The following is a 24,482-nucleotide window of genomic DNA, read 5'->3' as shown; positions in this document are numbered from 1 at the left end:
AATGGATTTACGAAAACTTACCAATGCGGCAATGATGACAGCAATGGCTGTAGTAATGACATTAATAGGAGTGTATATTCCGCCCTTATTTGTGCTATTTTTTTTGATACCAGCTCCCATTGCTATAACTTGTATAAGAAGTTCTGAATCTTATGCTATTGCATCATCTTTTGCTGTATTTATTGTAAATGTAATTTTTACAGATATAGGTACAGCTTTTACAAGTTTATTTTTTGCCTTACAAGGATTTGTTATGGGGTATTTAATATCGAAAAAACGTAAAGCTAGTGAGACACTTATAGATACTTCTGTTGTGTCAATATTTGGTGTGATTGTAATATTTTATTTCATAAAAGTGGCTTTCAAAATAAATGCACTCGATCAGTTTTTTAAGGCAATTGATATGAGCACAAAAGAAGTATTATCTATTTATCAGGGACATCCAAACTTTTCGGCTATAAAAAGCAATTTATTAACAATTGAAGAAATGCTAAAAATGACTTTACCTGTATCTATAATAATCGCGGTCGTAGCTGTCATTTTAATTAATTATATAATTATATACAAAATCTTGAAAACTCAAAGGGTTTATATAGATGCACTTCCACCTTTTGAAGAATGGAAAATGCCTTATGTCACAGGATGGATTTTTATTGGAGTGTTGTTATATCAATATTTTCTAAAGCAACCTGAAGCAATAACTACCAATATAATAGTATTGCTTTCTCTAGGTTTTACTTTAGGAGGCTTGGCGGTAGTAAAATATTATTTAACTCATAAATTGAATATGAAATCATTGGCTGCTAACTTAATCCTTGTATTTTTATTTCTTTTTCCTCTTACCTCTTGGCTATTCACCATAATAGGTATTGCAGATACCAGTATGGATTTAAGGAAATACATGAGTTAGAAAATGAGAGGTGTTTTTGTGGATAAGAAATTTTATAAAATAATTTCTTCTGTCAATGTGATAAATATTTTACTATCAGCTTTATTAATAGCTTTAATGTTTTACTACAACGAGATAATTGCTTCTATTTCATTAATCATCTTTCTTTATGTGCTTTTAAGTGAATACTATGGCGTAAAGAAAAAGCGATTAGAATTGGATAAATATATAGAAAATATATTTTTCAATGTTGATAAGGCATCAAAAAGCGTTTTAGCAAAGATGCCAATTCCTGCCGTTATTTTAAATGATAACGGAGAAATCCTGTGGTATAATTTAAACTATTCTCAGGTCTTTAATGAAAATGAAGAGATAAAGAAATTGATAAAAAAATATGCTGGAAACAAAATAGATGACAAAAAAAACCAAATAGAGTTCAATGGCCGGTACTATTCCGTGTTAAAAGTAGATTCTCAAGCAAAAAGAAAAAAAGGGAAGGACCTAAGCTGTACTCTTTTATTCCTTGATAACACTGAATACATTCAGCTTAAGAAATCTTTAGCTTTCGATAGACCTGTGGTAGGGCATATAATAATTGACAACTACGAAGAAGCGATGATGGCAATAGAAGATATTAAAAAAGCGGTGGTTTCTTCAGAAATAGAAAAAAAACTTTCAGAATGGGCTTCCTCAATAAAAGCTTTTATGAAAAAATATGATGATGATAAATACTTTGTCGTATTTAAAGAGGAAGGATTAAAAAGCTTAGAAGAAAATAAATTTGAAATATTGGATAAAGTGAGAGAAATTGGAGAAGAGATAAAAATCCCTTTAACTTTAAGCATAGGAATTGGAGCAGATGCCAATGACTTTTTAGCCTTAAATGAATATGCCTCTAGCGCCTTAGACTTAGCATTAGGGCGAGGAGGAGACCAAGCAGTAATAAAAAGAGGAGATAAAATTTCGTTTTATGGAGGAAGAACACAAGCTGTTGAAAAGAGGACAAAAGTAAAGGCGAGAGTAATTGCCCACGCTATAAAAGAGCTCATAAAAGAATCCTCTACCATTTTCATAATGGGTCACAACTTTATGGATTTCGACTCATTAGGGGCTGCAATTGGCATGTATAGAGCCAGCATGTCTTTAGGCAAAAAAGCCTATATAATATTAGATAAATCTAATGTAGCAATAGATGAATTGGTAAAGAAAATACAAAACACAAAAGGCTATGAAGATTTATTTATAAAAAGCAGTGAAGTTAAAAACATGGTGGACCAAAACAGCCTTTTAATAGTTGTTGATACCCATAGACCCAGTTATCTTACTTATCCCGAAATTGTAGATATTATAGACAGAATAGTTGTTATAGACCACCATAGAAGAGGGAAAGAGTTTATTGACAAAGCCTTGCTTGTCTATTTAGAGCCTTATGCTTCTTCTGCTAGCGAATTAGTCACAGAAATTTTGCAGTATATGGTAGACAAGATTGACATAAAACCTATAGAAGCTGAGGCTTTAATGGCAGGAATATCAGTGGATACAAAAAATTTCACTTTCAGGACAGGTTCCAGGACTTTTGAAGCAGCCTCCTTTTTGAGGAGAAAAGGGGCAGATACAACCTCTGTTAAGCAGCTTTTCCAAAATGACTTAGATTCTTACATAATAAAAGCTTCAATAGTGAAAAATGCCGAGATATTGGATAACGGCATTGCAATAGCAGTTAGCCCTCCAAATGCCAACAATCTCATCATAGCCCAGGCTGCTGATGAACTTCTTACAATAAAGGGAGTACAAGCCTCTTTTGTCCTTTTAAAAAGAGAAGAAGATGTAGCCATAAGCGGACGCTCTCTTGGAGACATAAATGTTCAAGTTATCCTTGAAAAGCTTGGTGGAGGAGGACATTTAACTGTTGCAGGAGCTCAGGTCAAAAAGCCTATAGAGGAAGTACTGCAAGACTTAAAAAATGCTATTAAAGAATATTTTGAAGAGGAAGGTGAAGACAAATGAAAGTTATATTAGTAAAAGATGTTAAAAATGTAGGAAGAGCAGGAGAAATTGTAAATGTCAGCGACGGGTATGGGAGAAATTATCTCCTTCCAAGAGGACTTGCCATAGAGGCTACAGAATCCAACATAAAAGTGCTTAATGAAAAGAAAAAGGCAGAAGAGAAAAAGAGACAGCAAGAATTAGAGGAAGCAAAAGAAATGGCCCAAAAGCTTTCAAACTTAAGCTTAGTTTTAAAAGTAAAAGCAGGAGAAAATGGTAAACTTTTTGGATCTATCACTTCAAAAGACGTAGAAGAGGCTTTAAAGGAGAAAGGCTTTGACATTGATAAGAAGAAAATATCTTTTGACGAGACTGTAAAGACTACAGGTACCTATTATGTAGACATAAAACTTTATCAAGGAGTCATAGCAAAAGTGAAGGTAGATGTTGTGACAGAGTAATTAAAGCAAGGGGGGAATAAGGATGGAGTGGAGCAAAATCCCTCCCCAAAACATAGAAGCTGAACAATCCGTCTTAGGGTCAATGCTTTTATCTAGGGATGCTATAATAGACGTTTCTGAAATAATAAAAGCCGACGACTTTTATAAAGAATCCCACAAAAAATTATTCGATGTAATGATGGAGATGTTTGAAAAAGACATCCCCGTTGACCTTGTGACAGTAGTTGATGAACTTAGAAAGCGAAACATGCTGGAGGCTGTTGGCGGAATTGATTATATAGCAAGCCTGTCTTCCAATGTTATTACCACTGCTAACGTATCTTACTATGCAAAGCTTATAAAAGAAAAGGCCACATTGAGAAGGCTCATTGAGGCCTCTTCAGAGATTATGGAGTTAAGTTACGAAGGGGATGACGTAGAAACTGTCCTTGACATAGCAGAACAAAAAATATTTGATATAGCTCAAGGAAGAAACACTACTAATTTTTCACCTATAAAAGACGTGTTAATGAATACCTTTTATAAAATAGAAGAACTTTACAAAAACAAAGGACAGCTTACGGGAATTCCCTCTGGCTTTCCTGACCTTGACTTAAAAACTGCCGGCTTTCAGCCCTCTGACTTTATATTAGTCGCAGCAAGACCTTCAATGGGAAAAACCTCTTTTGCTTTAAATATTGCTCAAAATGCAGCTCTTTTGACAGGCCTTCCTGTTGCCATATTTAGCTTAGAGATGTCAAAAGAGCAGTTGGTAAACAGGCTTATCTGTTCTACTGCCAATATAGATAGCCAAAAGCTTAGGACAGGAAATCTTGATGAAGACGACTGGATGAAACTGGCGGCTGCGATGACTCCTCTTTCTAAAGCTCCTATTTACATTGACGACACTCCTGGAATTGGCGTAATGGACATAAGAGCAAAGTGCCGGCGCCTTAAACTGGAAAAAGGATTGGGCTTGGTGATGATAGATTATCTGCAGCTTATGCAGGGAAGAGGAAGGGCAGAAAACAGGCAGCAAGAAATTTCAGAAATATCGAGGTCTCTTAAAAGTTTAGCAAGAGAACTCAATGTTCCTGTAATTACCCTTTCACAGCTTTCCCGCGCACCTGAGTCTAGGTCAGACCACAGACCTATTTTGAGCGATTTGAGAGAATCTGGAGCAATAGAGCAGGACGCTGACATAGTAATGTTTTTGTACAGAGATGATTACTATCATAAAGATTCTGAAAAGAAAAACATAGCAGAAGTTATAATTGCAAAGCACAGAAATGGACCCACAGGTACAGTTGAACTTTTATGGCTTGCACAGTATACAAAATTTGTAAGTCTTGATAAATATAGAACGGAATAATCTTTAGTTTGCTTTTAAGAAGGGATGAAAGTCATTATGGCTCATTTTGATTACCTTAAAAAAGTCCCTTATTTTAATGAACTGGAGGACAAATCCCTTGAAGAGATACATAAAATTTCAACTATCAACTTTTTTAAAAAAGGGTCTATTATTTTCATGGAGGGGGAAAAGGGAGAAGCTATATATTTTGTAAAATCCGGCAAAGTTAAAATATCAAAAACATCTTCTATCGGGAAAGAGTACATTATTAAAATAATGGAAAAAGGGGACATATTTGCTGAGTCTATTCTATTTGCCGGTGGAGAATATCCTGCAACTGCAGAGGCTATAGAGGACTCCGAAGTGATTATGCTTAAAAATCAAGACATAGAAAACTTGATACTAAAAAACAGCGAAATAGCCTTAAGCATTATTAAACTTATGGCGAAAAGATTAAAAAATGTGTCATATATAATAGAGAACCTTGCTTTAAGAGATTCAATAGGAAGGACTGCCTCCGTGCTTTTGACCTTTGCTAAGGAAAGAGGAGTAAATGTTAAAGAAGGGATTTTGCTAAATCTAAATTTAAACAGGCAGGACCTCGCTAACATAATAGGTATATCTAGAGAAACTGTAACAAGAGTTCTAAGCCAAATGGATAAAGAAGGGATTATTAAATTAAATAGAAATAAGGTAATAATAAAAGATATAGAGAGATTAAGAGAAATGTTGTAAAAATTTCGCCTCAAGTGGGTTATACCATAGACACCGGGGACGGTTCTTGTTGTCCGGAAACAAAAAGCTCTCCAGAAGATGGGGAGCTTTTTGTTTTATTGCCTATTAGAAGACATCATTTCATCAACGGCGGAAACAAAAGCATTGAAAGTTTTGTAATTATAACGTTTATAGCCACAAAAAGGGATACATAAGAAATCAAAATAAACATATAAAGTTTAAATTTTCAGATAATTAACTTTAAACATCACTTATTAAGCTCTGAAAAGCTTTATTTTACTGCCTTTGAAGACATTTTTACAAATTTAGCCTATTGTAACTTCCAGTTACAAAATTAAAATTTTTCACTGGCGATATATGAAAAAAAGAGAAAAAGAAAGGAAAATATAGATAACTTCGCCAAAACGAAATATTGGGAGGGCTTATAAGCATTTTTGCCATTTTACTGGAAAGAGGTAAGAATGGTAGGATAAAATTGAAAGAAAATTTGGGAGGTGAAGAAAATTGAAGAAAGCTATAGCTTTATTGGCATTAGTAGCTTTTTTACTTGGGATAGTGACGTACATTAACGTAAAGCCCTCCTATATAAATGATAAAAAAGTAATGCAACAATACATGTTAGCAGAAGAAAGAGAACCAAGGGTACATGGAGATATAAATAATCCATGGGGTGGATAGAAGCTTAGAAATTGAAAAATATTTTTAATATCCAATGCTTACATACCGTAGAAGATAAAAACTCAAGAAGGATAAAAAGATATCTATAGAACGGCTTAGATGAAAGCTTTTGAATTTTCCCCAATCTATTATAAATAAAAAAGATGCAAAGCAAAAATAGATTTCAGGCAGGCTGAAGGCACATCTTAAAACTTTTATGTAAAAAGTTTTTGAGATGGGCTCAGCATAAAAATTCTTTAAGGGGAGAAAGAAAATGAAACCGTCTAGATATAACTTTTTCTTTGACTTTCCTGAAGAGCCGGAGAAAATAGTAGCTTATAATTCAAGAACAGGAGCTTTAGCCTTAATGGAAAAAAATAATTACGATAAGTATAAAAATTATGTGGAAAAAGGCATTCCAATTGATGACAGTAAATTAATAGAGGACTTGAAAAAAGGGCAATTTCTCATAGATGACAATGTTGATGAACTCCAGTTGTTACGTTTCAATCTCTGGCGGAGTAGATTTAATGACAAAAATTTGGGTTTAACTATTGCACCTACACTAGGGTGTAATTTTGCCTGTGTATATTGTTATGAAAAGGATAGTCAGAAAAATGTATTTATGAGTGAAGAAGTACAAGATAAAATAGTTGAATATATAAAGCGGCAGATAAAGTATTTGCAGAGTGTAAATATTACTTGGTATGGAGGGGAACCTTTATTAGCTTTTGACATTGTCAAAGATATGTCAGAAAAAATTATAAAGCTCTGTGATGAAAATGAAGTTATGTATGGAGCATCTATTATAACAAATGGATATAACTTGACAAGGGAAGTAGTGGAACAATTTAAGAACCTGCGATTATCATTTATACAAATAACATTGGATGGTCCCCAGGATGTACACGATAAAAGACGTCCTTTAAAAAGTGGGCAGGGAACTTTTGAAAAGATACTAACTAACATAGAAGAAAATATTGATATAATGCCAAATATTTCTTTAAGGATAAACGTAGACAAAGAAAACGTAAACAGAGTTAATGAAATATTAGATGGGTTGGAAAGAAGAGGATTGAAAAATAAACTTAGTGTTTATTTGGGATATGTAGAACCTACAAATGATTGTTATGTACCAAATAAGTGCCTATCTATGCATGAATATTCTAAGGTTACTTATATGTTTGAAAAAGTGTTAAAAAAAAGAGGTTTTTCAAATAATTTGATGCATAAGTATCCCTATTTAAAATACAATTTTTGTGGAGCAGATAGTGTAAATTCAATGGTGATAGACCCGGAGGGATACATATACAAGTGCTGGTCTGATATAGGGATAGAAGAGTATAGGGTAGGAAATATATTAAACGACACATCCTTAGTTTCTTTAAATGTTGATAAGTATATGGAATATCTTCTTTATGACCCTACAATGGACGAGATGTGTACTGATTGCAAACTACTGCCAATTTGTATGGGAGGGTGTCCAAGGAGAAGAATAGAAAGAATGACAGAAAGATGTGGAGATTATAAGTATGTTTTAGAAGAATATTTGAAGGATATAGCAAAAGAGCTATTAGAGAAAAACAAGAAAGGGTTTAAACCAATGTGAATTTGATGTTTTAGGGTATTAATTTTGATTAGAATGTGCGCACATTCTATATAAAAATAAAAAGAAAGGGGGGTAGGAGGAAATGGAATATTTAATAGAAGGATATAATTCTATGAGTAACAGTATATGTGATTGTCTTATCATGGTCTGCAACGTTCATATACCAGAAATATGCGTATGTAAAGATAATTCAACGCTTTGTGCTTCCTATTGTGGAGATTGGACATGTATGTGCAGAGGTGGCAGTAGAATGGAACCATATATGAAATAGCAGATATAATTTTCTGCACTCGCTAGTCTAATACTATGCTATTAGACTAGCGAGCGTTATTTCCTAAATAATATGTGAGGAGATGTGGTTAGTTTTGAAGAAGGGATTATCAATCTTTGTTTTTATATCACTGTTTTTAGTGGCATTTTCAATAGGATTTTTTACAGGCATATATACTTCAAACACTCTATTTAGATCAAAGGAATTAAAGGAATTAAGAGAGAAAGAGAAAATAGAAGATTTTGAGTATATGTATGAGATTTTGAAAGATAATTATGCACATTTTTATGAAGTAAAGAAAATGTACGGCTACGACTGGCTAGCCCATAAGGAAGAGTTTATAGAAGAGATAAAAAATACAAGGAATAATATTGAGTTTTATAATAAATTAAATGAAATTTTAGGGAAATTGCATGATGGGCACCTTTATGTAGCAAGTCCTAGCTATTTTAATTATTTTTTAAAGTTAATCGAAGATGAAGCGATAAGAGATTTTGTTGAATTAAAGCCTTTTATAAAAATATTTAAAGATTCCAAGAAAAATTATGAAAAATGGAGTGAATTGCTAGGAAGTGTAAATCCCAATTATAATAGTAGCTTTTTTGTTCAAATGAGGAGAGGACAGAAAAATATAAAAACAGAAATTTTAGAAGAGGATAAAATAGCGTATTTAAGAGTTAATTCTTTTTTGATAGATAAAGATCAGAACAGTAAAAATTATCGGGAAGAGAAAAAAGAAATATACAACTTTTTAAAAACTATCAAAGATTATCCTTATTTAATTATAGACATTAGTGGAAATGTAGGAGGTTCTTCAGAATACTGGATAGATGCTATAGTAGCTCCACTGATAGGAGAAAGAGGTTTGGAATATTTAAAATTGGAATATTTAGAAAATGAGGATAAAAATACATATTTTTATTTATCGCGAAAGGGGAATTATACGCAAAAAAATTTCGGGAGATGTGTAATATTTTATGACGAAGATAAATTCAGAGAGAGTCCTATATACGATAAACTTTCAGAAGAGATGAAAAAAGATTTTACAATCTATGAATTTAAAGAAAACCTATTTAAACAAGAGGAAAAGTATATAGAAAAGTTTTTCAAATCAAATGAATATGTAAATTTCAAAGGGAAGATATTTCTAATAATAGACAGAGCGACTTTTTCTGCAGCCACAGAATTTGCCAAGTTTTGTAAAGAAACAGGTTTTGCTACATTAGTGGGAAGAAATACTTTAGGCCATGGTTCACTTACCTCATATATGAGACTTCCCAACAGTGGATTGATTGTGAGATTTGAAGCCGGCACAATTTTAAACCGAGACGAGGGTTCATTTTTTATAGAAGGTGTGAAACCGGACATAGAATTAGATGTTCCAGATACAAATGCTGGCTATCCAGAAGTAAGAGCAGAAATATTGAAGCAAAAGACAGTTGAATTAATTAAATCTTTAGGAAAAGAGAAGTAATTTCTAAAAAATGCAAGAGAGTTGATCAATATGAAAATATTTAACTTTGTTAAAAAATTTATATTTAGGTACAAAGGTTCCCTGATAGTATTTCTGATTTTTAGTATCATTGGTTGGCTTATGTCAATTATAGTGCCTTACATTACAGGTAATTATATTGACCTTCTATTGCAAAGTAAAGATTTCAAAGTAATTTACGATTTTACAGTAAAGATAATATTAATTGGCATAACCACTATATTCACTTCTTTTATAGTGAGCTATACCTATGTTAAAATTCAGACCAAATCAATGACAGACTTAAACTTTTACGTATTGGACCATGTAACTAAATTGCCTATTCTTTACTTTAAAGGAGTAGACAGTGCATATCTAAATCAAAGAATAAACTCTGACAGCAATACTGTAGTTTCTTTTGTATTAGCCAATATGCTAGATATTCTTACTAATGCTTTAACTATTATTTTCTTGGCTTATATTTCCATGAGAATAAATGCCAAATTAACTTTAGAATTAATGGCTTTAATTCCCTTATATATATTTCTTTACTTTGTGTTTAGAAAACCTCTATATATACGAGGCTATGAATTAAAAGAAAAACAGAACGAATTTTTTTCAAAAATGAATGATAATTTGCAAAATGTAAAAGTTATAAAACTAAATGCCACTTTTAAGGAAGAAACAGAAAGATTAAATAGCGCATTTGAAAAAATGTTTAATTCATTACTAAGGTATACAAAAGTTTCTTATCTTTTTAATAGCAGCAATTCAATGGTGACTACTATTGCAAGGGTAATAATATTTTTTGTTGGCGGAATGGAAATAATAAATGGTAATTTGACAATAGGAGATTTTACGATAATTAGTAGTTATTTTTCAATGATGATAGGAAGTGTTGGATATTTTTTAAACTTGGGTAAATCATATCAGGATGCTTTAGTTTCCTATGACAGATTAAGACAAATATTAGATGAGCACCAAGAGATAAATGGTACTATCAGATTAGAAGGGATAGACACTATTGAGCTTAGAAATGTTTCCTTTGCTTATGACAATTCTAAGAAAATTATACACGATTTCAATTATGAATTTAAAAAAGGAAAGATATACTGCATTGTTGGAGATAATGGAGCTGGCAAAAGTACTCTCATCAATGTAATCCTTGGTATTTTGGTAAATTACTATTCAGGTGAGATATATTACAATTCAATAGAACTTAAGGAACTAGACATGTATTACATAAGAAGGAAAATTATTGGAGTTACTGAACAGGAACCAAAATTAGTTAATGACACAATTATCAATAACTTAATATATGGGGTGGAGGTTTACGATTATAAAACTATTGATAAACTGCTAAAAGATTTAAATGTAAATATAGATAAATTTCATGAAGGATTGAATACAAAACTAAATGAAGCCTCCAGCAACATTTCAGGAGGAGAAAAATTAAAGATAGCGATTGCCAGGACATTTTTAAAAGATCCAGATGTTATAGTGTTAGATGAGCCCACGTCTGCCTTAGATGTTGTTAGTATTGAGAAATTAAAATCTATGCTAACAGCACTCAAGAAGGAAAAAATAATTTTAATTGTTACTCATAATCAAGAGTTTTTAAATATAGCGGATGAAGTGATAGATTTAAATAGAATTTCTAAAAAGGTGGAATGTTTGGTGTAAGAAGACGTCAATATAAGTATAAATGGCTTTTACATTTGGGTTGTAGCTGAAATTGTAACTTACAGTTACAAAATTAAAATTTTTCACTGGCGATATATGAAAAAATGAGAAAAATGGAGGAAAGTATGGATAAGTTCACCAAAATGAAATATCAGGAAAGTTTATAGACATTTTTGCTATTTTACTGGGAGAGATAAGAATGTTAGGATAAAATTGAAAAAGTTGTGGCTTTATTGATGATATTCACTTTTTTGTTTGGGATACTGACATATATGGCGCAATTTCAGCTTGTATAAAAAACGAATTGTCTTAATTTAAAGGGGAAAGTTTAATTTGATATTGCAACTTTATTCCAGGGAGGTTATATAAATGGAGACGATAAAGAAATACATCTTAAAGTATAAGTTTTTAATTCTGGTAAACGCTATACTTGTAATTTTTGTATCAGCCCTTAAAGCCCTGCAGGCGATACTTTTTAAAATAATTGTTGACACATCAGTTGGAAATTTAAATTACAGTATTTCTGCCTTAATATGGTATTCAGTAGGGTTTTTAATAGCAGTATTTACAGCTGAAACTTTGTCAAAGGCAGCTTCAGCAGCTTTTAACAAGAAAGTATTAATAGACTACAAACAATCCATCATAGAAAGTTTCATAAATTCTAGAAGAAGAAAAATTACAAGTTCAGAATTGATATCTTTACTTAGCAATGATGTGAGAATGATAGAGAGTAATTACTTAACAAGTCTCATTAACATTATGGAAGACGTTTTACTATTTATCGTGTCTTTATATCTAATACTTCGAATAAACGTTTATCTCACTATAGTCATTTTCATTTTTGGCTGGGTTCCAGTGATTGTACCTCAGCTTTTCACAAAAATAAATCAAGAGCTAAAAGGACAGTACCTTAAAAAACTTGAGAGGTTTACCAACAGGATAAAAGAGATGGCTCAGGGATTTGAAGTAATAAAAGCTTTTAACATAGAGAGCAAAATCCTCAATATGGCATCAAAAGATAACAAAGATGCAGAAATGGCAGGGTATAAATCCGATGCATTTCAAGGATTTCAAGGAGCTTTGTCTATTGTGTCAGGATTTGCGATGTTTTTTGTAAATATTCTCGTAGCCACATATTTGGTCTTAAGAGGTTATATCACAGTAGGTTCTATGATTGCCGCTGTACAGCTTATGAACTACATAGTAAATCCTTTAATTTCTGCATCTGTATATGCTACAAAGATAAAATCTGTTGAAAAAATAGCAGATAAAATCCAAAAAGAAATAATAGATGTAAGCAAGGAGAAAGTTTCACAGGGAGATAAACCTTTTGAATTTAAAAATTCTATAGAAATCAAAAACCTAATCTTTTCTTACGATGGGAAGAGGAATGCTTTGTCAAACATAAACATAAAGCTTGATAAAGGCAAAAAGTATACATTAGTTGGAGAAAGTGGGTGTGGAAAGACCACACTGCTCAGAGTGCTATTAAATCACATTACAGATTATGAGGGGCAAGTGCTCATTGACGGAGTAGACATAAGAGAATTTGACCCTGCCTCCTATTACAGGAAAGTTAGCATTATACAGCAGAATGTCTTTATGTTTAGCGACACATTAAAGAATAACATTTGCCTTTACAGTGAATGTGGGGAAGAGGAACTCATTGAAGCATTGAGACAATCTGGTTTAGTTCAGGTTGTTGAGAAACTTCCCAAAGGACTCGATACAATAGTAGGAGAAGGGGAAGTAGAGCTATCAGGAGGAGAGAGACAGAGGATAGCAATTGCAAGAGCACTAATCAAGAAAGCGGAAGTACTGCTGATAGATGAGGCTACAGCAGCTTTAGACAAAGTTACAGCGAGCGATATAGAGAGGACGCTTATAAATTTAGATGCGACAGTGCTTGCTGTAACCCATAAGTTAGACCCAGAGATACTTAAAAGGTATGATGAAATATTTGTAATGAGAGATGGAGAAATCATTGAAAGAGGCACATTGGATGAGCTATTAGAGAAGAGAGGGTATTTCTATTATATGTATAATTATGGGATTGATGAGAAAGAAGAGATTGAGACTGTAGAAGAAACTGTATGAAAAAGAATTTGTGTGAAATACCAGAGAAACGAAAAAGAGAGATATTTATAGTTTAAAAGGTGCACTAATATAGGCTGTAAGAGATCTAGATTGGTGTATTTTCTGGAAATATGAAAGATGTGCAATTGAAGAGAAGAAGAGCCATAGTTATATAGTTAGCAGAAGGGCAGAATATAAAATTTTACTTTCTGCTTTTTATTTTATGCAGATAAACAAAGAAAAATTGAGGGAATTAAAGGGATTGAGAGTTAAATTGATTAAATGAAAGATAAAAGCGTTTTTTGATACTTTAATAAGTTTTATTATAAATTTAAATAATGTTATTATTAGTGCAGATAAATTTAAAAAATTAATTCAGAATTTATATAATTTTAAATTTGATTGATTTTAAGTAGCATAGAAGTGCCATATATAAAAAACATGTGTATATATGAGAAGAGCAAATAGATTTGATTTTATTTGTCTACTGGGGAAAAGCAGCGTTTAGCATTAGCGCGGGCAATTTTAAGGAAGCCAACATTATTAGTATTAGATGAAGCTTTATCAGGGGTTGATACTGAAACAGAAAGTATGATATTTAAAAACATAAAAACTATTGTCCAAAATTTAATTGTGATTTCCCATAGGTTATCAACAGTTCTCCAGTGCAAGGAAATTTATGTGCTCGATAAAGGGAAAATTGTCGCTAATGGAGCTCATGAAGAATTGCCCAGTTCATGTCCTATCTACAGAGAAATTATTAAGGAGCAACTTATAGAAACTAAAAATAGCAATGTTTCTATTTTATAGTAAACTATAACTTTTTTCTATATATTTCAATTTTTTAACACACCACCCAGAATCAATTCGGGTTGAAATTGTTTCACTTACCAGATATTATATGGGCAAGAGAAGGGAAAGTAAAGGGAAAACAAACAAATTGTCAACTATTATATAAAAGGAGAGAAAGACCTGTATGAGAGAATTTTTATTCAAGTACAAAAAAGAGTTTGTGCTTGCAGTATTTTTCTTAGTAGCTTCTGTATTGATAAATATTTACTTTGCTTTTATTTATAAAAAACTCATAGATGTAGCAACTACACGTGATTTGGTGAAATTTTATTCTGTTGTCAAATTCGCAGTAATGTTTACCATATTGGAAGCAGTAGTTGGATGGTTAAATAGAACAACTCGATTTCATTACATGAAAAAAACTTTGATATACCTAAAAGACAGGTTATTTAGAGCAATCATTAAAAAGGATGTGGAACATTTTAATGAAGTTAATACAAGGAAGTACATTTCAATTATTTCAAATGATGTAAAGATTGTAGAAGAGGATTATTTTAATAATTTCTTTAGACTTTTAGGTAGTGCAGTACTCAATAGAATTCAAAAACGTGTCTTTTAGCTATACGGGAGATACAAAAGCTCTTAAAAACATAAACTTTACAATCAAAAAAGGAGGAAAGTACGCATTAGTAGGGACGAGTGGAGCAGGGAAATCCACAATACTCAAGTTATTGTTAAAACAATATGAAAACTATGAAGGAGAAATAAAACTGGATGGGATAGAATTAAGGAGAATAGACAAGAAAGACTTATTCAAAATAATTACGCTATTACATCAGAACGTATTCATATTTGACGGGACAGTAAAGGATAACATAACCCTATTTAATGACAAATACACAGATGAAGAAGTAATAAGAGCAGCGAAGACAGCAGGATTAGGGCCATTGTTAGAGAAATTGCCAGAGGGCATATTAAGCGATGTAGGAGAAGGGGGAAAACTTCTATCAGGAGGGGAGAGGCAGAGGATAGCGATAGCGAGGTCAATAATAACAAATGCGTCAATACTAGCACTGGATGAGGCAACAGCGGCACTGGACAATGAAACGGCATATTTAATAGAGAAGACGATACTGGAGATGGACATAACGGCGATAGTGGTGACACACAGGTTGTGGAGTGAGCTACTAAAGAAATATGATGAGATAATAGTATTAAGAGATGGTAGGATTGTAGAGAGGGGCAAGTTTGACGATTTAATAGAGAGGAAAGGATACTTTTACAGTTTATTTAACATAGAGAAGCTGGATAAGGTAGAGGAACCAGTGAAAGAAGGGGGAATATTTGTGGTATAGATTGAGGGCCTCTTAATCTAGGTGTATACTCGGAGATTTGTCAAGAATTTTGTGTCTGGTTAAAGTAACGTAACTGGAAAAGTTGTTGTATTTCATAGATATGGCCATTTGTCATTGGAACCGGCTTTTTCACTTTTGTCTGTTTTAAATTTTTTCTCTGGAGATAAATATTAATTTCAAGGCCTCAGCGGAATTGAAATATTCACCTGTTTTTATGCGGGTTTTCTCGATCAGGCTATTGACACTTTCTATAATATTACTTTCTATAATATTAGTGGTATAAATATGCTTTCTTAAATGTTCAAGGTATTTAGTAAAAGCTAAATAATACTCTGTTTTTTCCATAAGGAGATTCATATAAAGGAGGAACTCATTATTATGAGGAGGGTTCCTGCTTTTTGCTATACAGGACATTTGCTTATTTTATAATTACATTTTTCCTACCTGATTTATTTTTTACTGCCAATACTTTTTCTCTATAATTAACATCACCTGTAATTGCGTATAAGTCTTCATAGATAACAGATAGGTCATTGTAAAAAATCTCTTCAGCAAAATATTTTTCGCATTTTTTAAGAAATCTATAAGCCTCCTCAAATTCTTTATTCAAGTATTTTATATGACCTAATATGAAAGCGAGCTCTTTTTTCCCTCTCATGCTGAGTAAAGAAGTATTAATGCTTTCTGAAAGTTCAATAACTTTTTCATACATACCGATATTAAAATAAAGAATCATCTCTTGAATTTTAAACTTGTGATAAAGTTCAGCGTCATCTTTGTAATCATTCTTAGCTTTTTCAAGCACTTCAAAGGCTTCTTTAAATTTGCTACTGTGCCTTAAGGTATTTATATAGTTCAGGTAGCATTTTCCAGCTTCTAAATGATCGCCCTGAAACTCAAATAAAAGTATCGCTTTTTTTATATAGTAAAGGGCTTTTTCATAATTTCCTAAGTTGTAATAGGCGATATTTAGAGAAGTATATATATCTGGCATAATTTTAAGGCTTATAATATCATTATTGTAATTAATGAAATTTTCCAATATAATTACTATTTTTTGGAATTGACACGTTTTGAGGTAAGTGTAAGCTAAATTATTATGTATTGCAAAACTTACAGGTAAACTCAAGGCATTAAATTGATAAAGATACTTTCTTGCAAGCTCTAAGTAATGAATTCCCTTTTCATAGTTTTTATTTTTAAGCATTATTTTAAAAAGAGAGTTTAAGGCATCAGAAAATTTTTCTATATTTTCCCTTTTAAAGTCTGTGCTTGATTTAGTAAAAGCATTTATATATTTTTTCAAAATTTTTAAAGCTTTATCAAAGATATTGGAGTAAAAATAAGACATGCCAAGATAGTAGTATTTATTAGAATCTTCTACTTCACAAAAAGCATTGTGATTTTCCTCGGACCATTTAATAATTTCGTAATAATCTTTGGCTAAAAACAAGTCTTTAAGTAAAGACGAATTTTTCTCAAAAAGTATGTATTTTTCTCCTGTAGAATCACTAAAGAAATAACTTACAGGTACTTCTAATTTTTCGGCGAGGTAAGCTAACTGTTCTAATGAGGGGAGTGCTTTCCCGTTTTCAATTCTGCTCAAGACCACTCTACTCATAAAATTTCCACACAATTCACTTTGTGAGAGATTTTTTTGTAGTCTCAAAGCTTTAATTTTATCGCCTATAGAAGAGAGCATAATTTCACCACCAGAGGGGATGAAAATGTTTAAGTGTTTTTTATAATTATAGCATTTATGGCCATAAAATGGAATACACAAAATTGACGAGTAAACAAACGGCAGGGACGGTTCTCTTTGTTTGAAAATTTCCATATTTTACTTCTAAATATCTTCATTTATTTAGATGAAAGAATTTAGACAAAAGACAAGTCCCTGTCCCTTTGTCTGCAATCAAAAAAGGTGGAAAATACGCTTTAGTAGGAACAAGTGGGGCAGGAAAATCGACTATACTGAAATTATTGTTAAAACAATATGAAAACTATGAAGGGAAGATATTATTAGATGGGATTGAATTAAGGCAAATAGATAAGAAAGACTTGTTCAAAATAATTACGTTATTACATCAAAATGTATTCATATTTGACGGCACAGTAAAAGACAACATAACTCTTTTTAATGACAAATACACAGATGAAGAAGTAATAAGAGCAGCAAAGATAGCGGGGTTAGGGCCATTGTTAGAGAAATTGCCAGAGGGGATATACAGTGATGTAGGGGAAGGAGGTAAATTATTATCAGGAGGGGAGAGGCAGAGGATAGCGGTAGCCAGGTCAATAATAACAAATGCATCGATTTTGGCGTTAGATGAGGCGACAGCAGCGTTAGACAATGAGACAGCCTATTTAATAGAGAAAACGATATTGGAGATGAAAGATATAACAGCAATAGTAGTGACACACAGATTATGGAGTGAGTTACTGAAGAAATATGATGAGATAATAGTATTAAAAGATGGGAAAGTAATAGAGAGTGGGAAATTTGATGAGCTATTAGATAGGAAAGGATATTTTTACAGTTTATTTAATATAGAGAAGTTGGATAAAGTAGAGGAGCCAGTGAGGGAAGAAGGAATATTTGTGGTGTAAAGAAACACCCACAGTAAAACATTGTTCAAAAGACAAGGGGACAGGGACCTGTCTGTTTTTAAGCTCTTGCGGATACATATAGTCGAAAATTTTCTGTTCTTTTATCTTTGTTGATTGGCAGTTTGACTTCTATCGGTATATACTTTAATACCTCTTTTGCAGTTTTATTATTTCTCTATTTTTTATCAGGGGTTGGAGCTACCCTCAACTCTGGGGCCTTTGAATCTTGGTTTGCTGATTCGATTCTTTTTAGTGAAAAAGACGTAGACCTTACAAAATACTGGGGACGTCTTACAAGTTATAATTACTTGGGAAGCACAATGGGTTTTTTAGGAGGGAGTATTTTAGTACGCTATAACATCTTCAGAGAAATTTGGCTAATAGAAGGTATAGGAATTTTTCTGGTTTTTATTTACGTATTTTTAACAGGCAAAAAAGATAAATCACAGAAAAAAGAGGTAGAATACAGTTATAGAGAATATTTTAGTAAAATTTCTAAAGGAACTGGATATCTATTTAAGCATCGGATTTTATTATCTATTACAATTGGAGCATTTTTCTTCTTTTTTTCTTCGGGAATTTTGTCAATGTTGTGGCAGCCCTATTTTGAAAAAGCAGGTATACCTGTAGAATGGTTTGGAGTCATATTAGCGTTAACCATGATACTTAGCATTATTGTCCCACGCTATGCTGACAGAATAGCTGAAAAATTTGGCGGGTTACTTCGGACATTAATGATTATAAGTATTATCTCGGCATTGTTTATATTTATGATGTATGTAATTCCAAGCTATTCATTTATACCTTATATTATTTATACAGTGATATATTCAGCTCATACACCAATTTTTATGCCATATTTTAATAAATTAATACCATCTTCAGAGCGTGCTACGATTATATCAATATACAGTCTGTTTATTAGTGTTTCGACAATTCTATGCACTTATTTATTTGGAATCTTAAGTGACAGAATGGGCCTTAATGCTGCACTTTTCTTATCTTTGATTACTGCTTTAATTTCCAGCATACCCTTTAAAAAGGCAATGGTATTGGAAAAAGAAGTAAGCATAGAGTAAACTGCAGAGCTTTTACTCTATGCTTTTTTTAATTTACACAGAAAAAAGGAATAAAACTTTAAAATTTAGAGAATTCATAAGCCAAATTCATTAAATGCGAAATAAAGGCCGTTTTTCGTGATTTAATAAATTTTACTGGAAATTTAAATAATGTTATTATTAAAGCAACAAAAATAAAAAAAATTAATTTTAAATTTGTATTATTTAAGATTAGTGTTGATTAGTTTAAGAAAAATAGGGGGGATACTTTGGGATTTATAAAGAAAGGCAAAATTTTTGTAGGATGCTTATTTATTGGTACAGGTTTAGGATACTTCTTGGACATTTCATGGGTGGTCTGTTTTTAGGAGTTGAAATGGGATTTGTATTAGTAGAGGCTTTAGGGAGGTGAGAGAATGAGGGAGTATTTTTTTAAGCATAAGTTACTACTTACAGCAAATATAATTTTCACATTGGCAGAAAGTATATTAACTGTTATGGTGGCATTTATTTTGGGAAGTTTTGTAGATGCAGCTGTACAATATAATATGGAAAGCCTTTATGGAACCAGTATAATTTTTGTATTGTATTTAATTGGAGTACTCATTGTATGGTATTTTTTGAGAGTTTTAAGGGCGAACTATGTAAGACAAATGCTTTACAATTTAAAAAATGACATATTTTCTAAAGTCATAAATAGAGAAATAAACCAGTTTCAAAAGGGCAATAGTGCTGCGTATATTTCTACTTTGAATAATGATATCACAATACTTGAACAGGATTATTTTAAGAATATACTGATAATGTTAGAGCAAATATTTTCTTTTATAATCGCTACTGTGGCGATTTTTAAATTAAATGTTTACATTGCTGTAGGAGTTTTTGTCATAAGTATTTTTCTCATAGTTATTCCTTATCTTTTTAGGGAGAAAATAAGTAAAGCTAAAAAAGATTTTTCTGATAGTTTATCTGATTTGACAGTGCAGACAAATGACATATTGTCTGGCTTTGAAATAGTCAAAAGTTTTAATGTGGAAAAATTGGTGGAGAAACAGTATCAGAAATACAACAAAAAAGTAGAAGACACTAGATTTTTCTTTGAAAAAATACTTGCTTTAGCAAATGCTTTGACGGAATTTTTTGGATCTTTAATGTTTTTTGTTTCACTGGGCGTTGGAGCCTATCTTGTGATAAAGCATGTTATAGAACCGGGATTGATGATAGCTGCAGTACAATTGATGAATAACATTGTAAATCCGATGATAGGAATTATAGAAAAAGTAAATGCTTTAAAAGGAACAGAGTCAATACAGCAGAAAATAATAGATATTATGCAGGACAAGAAAGACGGAAAAGAGGAATTTGTTTCAAAGGAAGACTTTAATGATGCAATAGTGTTTGACAATGTTAGTTTTTCTTATGATAGCAGAAAAGAACCAGTTTTAAAGAATGTATCTTTTACAGTAAAAAGAGGAGAAAAATGTGCAATTATTGGTCCAAGTGGCAGCGGAAAATCTACAATACTAAAACTTCTTTTGAAATACTATAACAATTTTGAGGGTAAAATCTTAATTGACGGTATAGATATAAGGAAGATAATAACAGAAGATTTGTACAATAATTTAATATCTGTAATACATCAAAATGTGTTTATGTTTGATACTAGTATAAAAAACAATATAACTCTTTTTAAAGAGTATGATGAAAAAATTATAGAGAGAGCAATTTCTCTCTCTGGTTTAAAGGAATTTATAGAGAAACTACCTGAAAAAGAAAACACTGAAGTAGGAGAGAAAGGAAGCAATTTATCAGGTGGAGAAAGGCAGAGAATAAGTATTGCGAGGGCACTAATTAAGGGCACACCTATTTTGGTTTCAGATGAACCTACTTCTTCACTGGATAAAAAGACAGCCTCCAGCATAGAAGATTCTATTTTAAGCATAGAAGGTTTGACAGCATTGGTAATTACTCATAATACTTCTGAAGAGGTGTTGAGAAAATATGACAAGATAATTTTTGTAGAGGATGGAGAAGTAATAAAAATAGGTACTTTTGATGAGATTTTCACACCTGCGAGTGTAGTTTTATCAGTGGTAAGCTAGTTTAAATAACCCCTTTTATGTGGGCTTATTTTTTTATGCGCATATCCATTTTTTTACATCCAACCCCGATTTAAATCGGGTTAAAATTGTTTTCTTTATTTTTTATAATATAGGAAATAGAATAAGTAAAAAAGAAAATTTAGAAGAAAATAAAATGTGTGTTTTGAAATTTAATGGGGGATATACTATCTTTACATATTTGAAGGTTTCTATTCGACAAAGATGGCCAATATTTCTCTTTATTTTGGGTGTAGGATATGCTGGATTACAAAGGCTAACAGAAGTTGTTACTATCAAAGTAAACGCTCCATGAGAGGTGTATTTTTTTAATCCATTTTTCATGAGTAAAAAAACAATGAAACCAAGTATTAACACCCAAACTAATAAAATAAACAATCCTTTATTTACTATTTCAATGTCAAAATTAGCATCACATATAAGCTTTGACGGGATGTATGTCATATAAGGGAAAGGTATAATACAATTAACACGTAAAACAATGGAATATCCAGGGAAAGAATTGGTATATTGGCTGATGAAATTATCAAGTAATTTCCCTATTGATAAAGAGAGTAGAGTTGATAGAATAAAATCATAAGATTCATGAAACTATCCATTTAATGGGGGTAATGATAAATGAAAATGGAAGACTTACTAAAAATAGAAAGTGAAGAAGAGAGAATTTCAGCTCTTTATGAAATCTTTGATGAAGATTTCAGGTTATCTTCAAAAGCTTCAAGAATTGAATTTTTAACTACAGTAAGACAAATTGAAAAATATTTGAAACCGGGAATGAAAATTTTAGACTTAGGAGCAGGCACTGGAGAATATTCTTTGTATTTTGCAGAAAAGGGTTATCAAGTGACTGCGGTAGATTTGGTTGAAAAACATGTAAAACGTATTAAAGAAAAGAAAAAGCCATATATGAAACTTGACATATTTCAAGGTAATGCTTTAGATCTTTCTAGATTCGAAAATAATAGCTATGATATTGTGTTATGTCTTGGCCCATTGTATCATTTAGAAGATATAGGGAATCGATTGAAATGTATAGAGGAAGTAAAACGGGTATGTAAAGATGATGGAATGATGCTTTTTGCGTTTATTAATAATGATATGGTTATTGTTACAGAAACCATGTGTTATCAACCTGATTATTTAAGGAAAGGTAATTATGACCGCAAGACTTTTAAGGTAAGAGATTTTCCTTTTGTATTTATAACAGTCCAACAAGCAAGAGAATTACTTAAAAACTCCGGATTGACAATTGTGGCTGAAATTGCAACCGATGGTTTAAGTGAATTATTAGCGGATAAAATAAACAACATGGATGATGAGAGTTATCAATTGTGGCTTAATTTCCATTTTTATTATAGCGAAAAGCCAGAGTTTTTCGGAGCAAGTAATCATTTATTATTTGTTGCACAAAAATGTAAATAAGAAAACAAAACTAAATACAAAAAAAGGAAATCAATGCAGAATCAATTCGGGTTGATTTTATTTTTTGAGGGGGTATCATATAATTACCAAAAATTAAAGGGGGGTATTTTTTTGAGTACACATTTGTTGGATAGAAAGGATGTTGATGAAAGGCTGACTTGGGATTTGTCGGGTATTTTCAAGACAGAAGAAGAGTATGAAGCGACAGTTAAAAAAACGGAAGAGCTTACAAAAGAGCTTGAAGAAGAATTTAAAGGTAAGCTCACAACTCCGGAAAATATTAATAAGTGCCTGGACAAGTTAAGAAGTATAGCAGAGCTTCTTACACTGGCAGGTAGCTATGCTTATCTAGCTGTGGCAGTTGACCAGACCAATACAGAAAATCTTCAGAGGCAGATGAAGTTTAGAAATGTCGCATCAAATATTGAGAGCCGCATAAGTTTTGTGGAATCTGAGATTATACAGCAGGAAGAAGAGGTGATAAATAAAGCGATAGAAGGGTCGAAGGAAAATGCAAATTATCTGAAAGAAATTTTAAGGAAGAAAAACATGCCCTTCATCCCGAAGTTGAAAGGGCTTTGTCTGCTTTATCTCCTGTTTTAGAAATTTTTGAAGATATTTACAATATGGCAAAATTGGCAGATATGGATTTTGGAACTTTTAAGGTTGAAGACAAGGAATACCCTTTGAGCTTTTCACTATTTGAGACTAAATGGGAGTATGAGAAAGATGCGAAAGTCAGAAGAGCTGCCTTTGAAGCTTTTTACAGAAAATTAAAGGAATATCAGCACACTATAGCAGCTGTTTACCAGGCACAGGTGCAGAAAGAGAAGATTATAGCCACTTTGAGGGGGTTTGATTCTGTCATTGATAGCTTGCTTTTCCCTCAGAAAGTGGAAAGGGATATGTACGAGAGGCAGATTGACCTTATAATGGAAAATCTTGCACCTCATATAAGAAAATTTGCTAAACTTCTTCAAAGAATACACGGGTTAGATGAGATGACTTTTGCCGATTTGAAGCTGGAAGTAGACCCTGATTTTGAGCCAGAAGTGACAATTGAAGAGGCAAAAAGGTACATAGAAGAGGGGCTTTCAGTTTTCGGCGAAGATTACAGGGAGATGATAAGAAGAGCTTTTAGCGAGAGATGGATAGATTTTGCGGAAAATAGAGGAAAGGCTACAGGTGCTTTTTGTGCCACACCTTACGGTGCTCACCCGTACGTTTTGATAAACTGGGCGGATAAAATGAGAGAAGTGTTTGTCCTAGCGCATGAGCTGGGGCATGCTTGGCATTTTTACTTGGCACATCAGCATCAAAATATTTTTGATTCAAGGCCATCCCTTTACTTTATAGAAGCGCCATCCACAATGAATGAGCTTCTCATGGCTAATTATTTGATGCAGAAAAATAGCAATGATAAGAGAATGAAGAGATGGGTGCTCTCTACTTTGATTTCCAGGACATATTACCACAATTTTGTGACGCACCTTTTAGAAGCAGCTTATCAAAGAGAAGTGTACAGGATAATTGATGAGGGAGGGTCTGTTACTGCTCCCACTTTGAATAAGATTAAAAGAGAAGTTCTGGAAAAGTTCTGGGGAGATGCTGTTAAAATAAACGAAGGAGCAGAACTCACTTGGATGAGACAGCCTCATTATTATATGGGACTTTACCCTTACACTTACAGTGCAGGGCTTACTATAGCCACCCAAGTGAACAAGAGATATTTAGAGGAAGGGCAAAAGGCATTGGAAGATTGGAAAGAGGTATTAAAAGCTGGCGGTACAAAGACACCAGTAGAACTGGCGAAAATGGCGGGAGTAGATATAACAACAGAAAAGCCGTTATTGGATACAATCCAGTATATTGGCAGTATAATAGATGAGATAATTAAATTAACAGAGGAATTAGAAAAATAAATTTACAAAACTTGACATTTTCGCTGATACTCAGC

18 protein-coding genes and 2 pseudogenes are annotated in these 24,482 nt (G+C 32.3%); 19 read left to right on the top strand and 1 reads right to left on the bottom strand.

The features are described from left to right. Position 1 precedes the first annotated feature (1 nt). The 13 genes from THESIDRAFT1_RS05910 to THESIDRAFT1_RS13940 all read left to right on the top strand — a co-directional run bounded on the left by THESIDRAFT1_RS05910 (position 2) and on the right by THESIDRAFT1_RS13940 (position 15,315). Positions 2-910 (top strand): YybS family protein, encoded by a 909-nt coding sequence (locus THESIDRAFT1_RS05910; RefSeq protein WP_006569835.1) that lies wholly within the window; start codon positions 2-4, stop codon positions 908-910. Between the two features lie 18 nt (positions 911-928). Then, entirely contained in the window at positions 929-2,896 is a 1,968-nt protein-coding gene (locus tag THESIDRAFT1_RS05905; RefSeq protein WP_006569834.1) for a DHH family phosphoesterase, read from the top strand. Continuing rightward, entirely contained in the window at positions 2,893-3,336 is a 444-nt protein-coding gene (gene rplI / locus THESIDRAFT1_RS05900) for a 50S ribosomal protein L9 (protein WP_006569833.1), read from the top strand. Before THESIDRAFT1_RS05905 ends, rplI begins: the two co-directional genes overlap by 4 nt. Before the next feature lie 22 nt (positions 3,337-3,358). After that, entirely contained in the window at positions 3,359-4,687 is a 1,329-nt protein-coding gene (gene dnaB / locus THESIDRAFT1_RS05895) for a replicative DNA helicase (protein WP_003871293.1), read from the top strand. 36 nt (positions 4,688-4,723) lie between these two features. Then, complete coding sequence (locus THESIDRAFT1_RS05890; protein ID WP_006569832.1) at positions 4,724-5,401, top strand: Crp/Fnr family transcriptional regulator; 678 nt, start codon at positions 4,724-4,726, stop codon at positions 5,399-5,401. Between the two features lie 504 nt (positions 5,402-5,905). Then, entirely contained in the window at positions 5,906-6,079 is a 174-nt protein-coding gene (locus THESIDRAFT1_RS13380) for a hypothetical protein (protein ID WP_003871591.1), read from the top strand. A 253-nt stretch (positions 6,080-6,332) separates the two neighbouring features. Further along, a complete protein-coding gene (locus THESIDRAFT1_RS05880; RefSeq protein WP_006569831.1) occupies positions 6,333-7,667 on the top strand; it encodes a radical SAM/SPASM domain-containing protein in 1,335 nt (444 codons plus the stop codon). A gap of 353 nt (positions 7,668-8,020) precedes the next feature. After that, positions 8,021-9,412, top strand: coding sequence for a S41 family peptidase (locus THESIDRAFT1_RS05875; protein ID WP_039929221.1), 1,392 nt, complete (start codon positions 8,021-8,023; stop codon positions 9,410-9,412). 30 nt (positions 9,413-9,442) lie between these two features. Next, entirely contained in the window at positions 9,443-11,092 is a 1,650-nt protein-coding gene (locus tag THESIDRAFT1_RS05870) for an ABC transporter ATP-binding protein (RefSeq protein ID WP_006569828.1), read from the top strand. Positions 11,093-11,461: 369 nt separating this feature from the next. After that, the gene (locus THESIDRAFT1_RS05865) at positions 11,462-13,189 is read left to right on the top strand and encodes an ABC transporter ATP-binding protein (RefSeq protein WP_006569827.1); all 1,728 of its coding nucleotides are present in this window, start codon (positions 11,462-11,464) and stop codon (positions 13,187-13,189) included. 459 nt (positions 13,190-13,648) lie between these two features. Continuing rightward, entirely contained in the window at positions 13,649-13,978 is a 330-nt protein-coding gene (locus tag THESIDRAFT1_RS05860; RefSeq protein WP_004399565.1) for an ATP-binding cassette domain-containing protein, read from the top strand. A gap of 166 nt (positions 13,979-14,144) precedes the next feature. Then, positions 14,145-14,579 (top strand): ABC transporter transmembrane domain-containing protein, encoded by a 435-nt coding sequence (locus THESIDRAFT1_RS13945; protein WP_157632013.1) that lies wholly within the window; start codon positions 14,145-14,147, stop codon positions 14,577-14,579. Then, positions 14,569-15,315: an ABC transporter ATP-binding protein gene (locus THESIDRAFT1_RS13940; RefSeq protein WP_244262778.1), complete on the top strand. Its 747-nt coding sequence runs from the start codon at positions 14,569-14,571 to the stop codon at positions 15,313-15,315. The genes THESIDRAFT1_RS13945 and THESIDRAFT1_RS13940 overlap by 11 nt, the downstream gene beginning before the upstream one ends. Before the next feature lie 418 nt (positions 15,316-15,733). Here the strand turns inward: THESIDRAFT1_RS13940 and THESIDRAFT1_RS05840 are convergent, their stop codons facing one another. After that, on the bottom strand, positions 15,734-17,017 hold the full coding sequence (locus THESIDRAFT1_RS05840; RefSeq protein WP_006569826.1) for a helix-turn-helix domain-containing protein: 1,284 nt from the start codon (positions 17,015-17,017) through the stop codon (positions 15,734-15,736). Between the two features lie 203 nt (positions 17,018-17,220). Between THESIDRAFT1_RS05840 and THESIDRAFT1_RS05835 the strand changes: the two genes are divergently transcribed. From THESIDRAFT1_RS05835 to pepF, 6 genes and pseudogenes are all read left to right on the top strand, one after another. Further along, positions 17,221-17,925, top strand: a complete 705-nt coding sequence (locus tag THESIDRAFT1_RS05835; protein WP_003871196.1) for an ATP-binding cassette domain-containing protein — start codon at positions 17,221-17,223, stop codon at positions 17,923-17,925. A gap of 77 nt (positions 17,926-18,002) precedes the next feature. Beyond that, a pseudogene (locus tag THESIDRAFT1_RS05830) lies at positions 18,003-19,004 on the top strand (MFS transporter); the annotation flags it as partial. Positions 19,005-19,399: 395 nt separating this feature from the next. Next, a complete protein-coding gene (locus THESIDRAFT1_RS05825) occupies positions 19,400-21,085 on the top strand; it encodes an ABC transporter ATP-binding protein (RefSeq protein ID WP_006569825.1) in 1,686 nt (561 codons plus the stop codon). A gap of 154 nt (positions 21,086-21,239) precedes the next feature. After that, positions 21,240-21,398: a hypothetical protein gene (locus THESIDRAFT1_RS13485; RefSeq protein ID WP_157632012.1), complete on the top strand. Its 159-nt coding sequence runs from the start codon at positions 21,240-21,242 to the stop codon at positions 21,396-21,398. 323 nt (positions 21,399-21,721) lie between these two features. Then, entirely contained in the window at positions 21,722-22,525 is an 804-nt protein-coding gene (locus THESIDRAFT1_RS05815; protein ID WP_003871191.1) for a class I SAM-dependent methyltransferase, read from the top strand. A 111-nt stretch (positions 22,526-22,636) separates the two neighbouring features. Beyond that, positions 22,637-24,447 (top strand): annotated as a pseudogene (pepF, locus tag THESIDRAFT1_RS05810) (oligoendopeptidase F). Positions 24,448-24,482: the final 35 nt, after the last annotated feature.

The organism is Thermoanaerobacter siderophilus SR4 (genome assembly GCF_000262445.1).
Taxonomy (GTDB): domain Bacteria; phylum Bacillota; class Thermoanaerobacteria; order Thermoanaerobacterales; family Thermoanaerobacteraceae; genus Thermoanaerobacter; species Thermoanaerobacter ethanolicus.
This window is presented reverse-complemented; position numbering and strand designations above follow the sequence as displayed.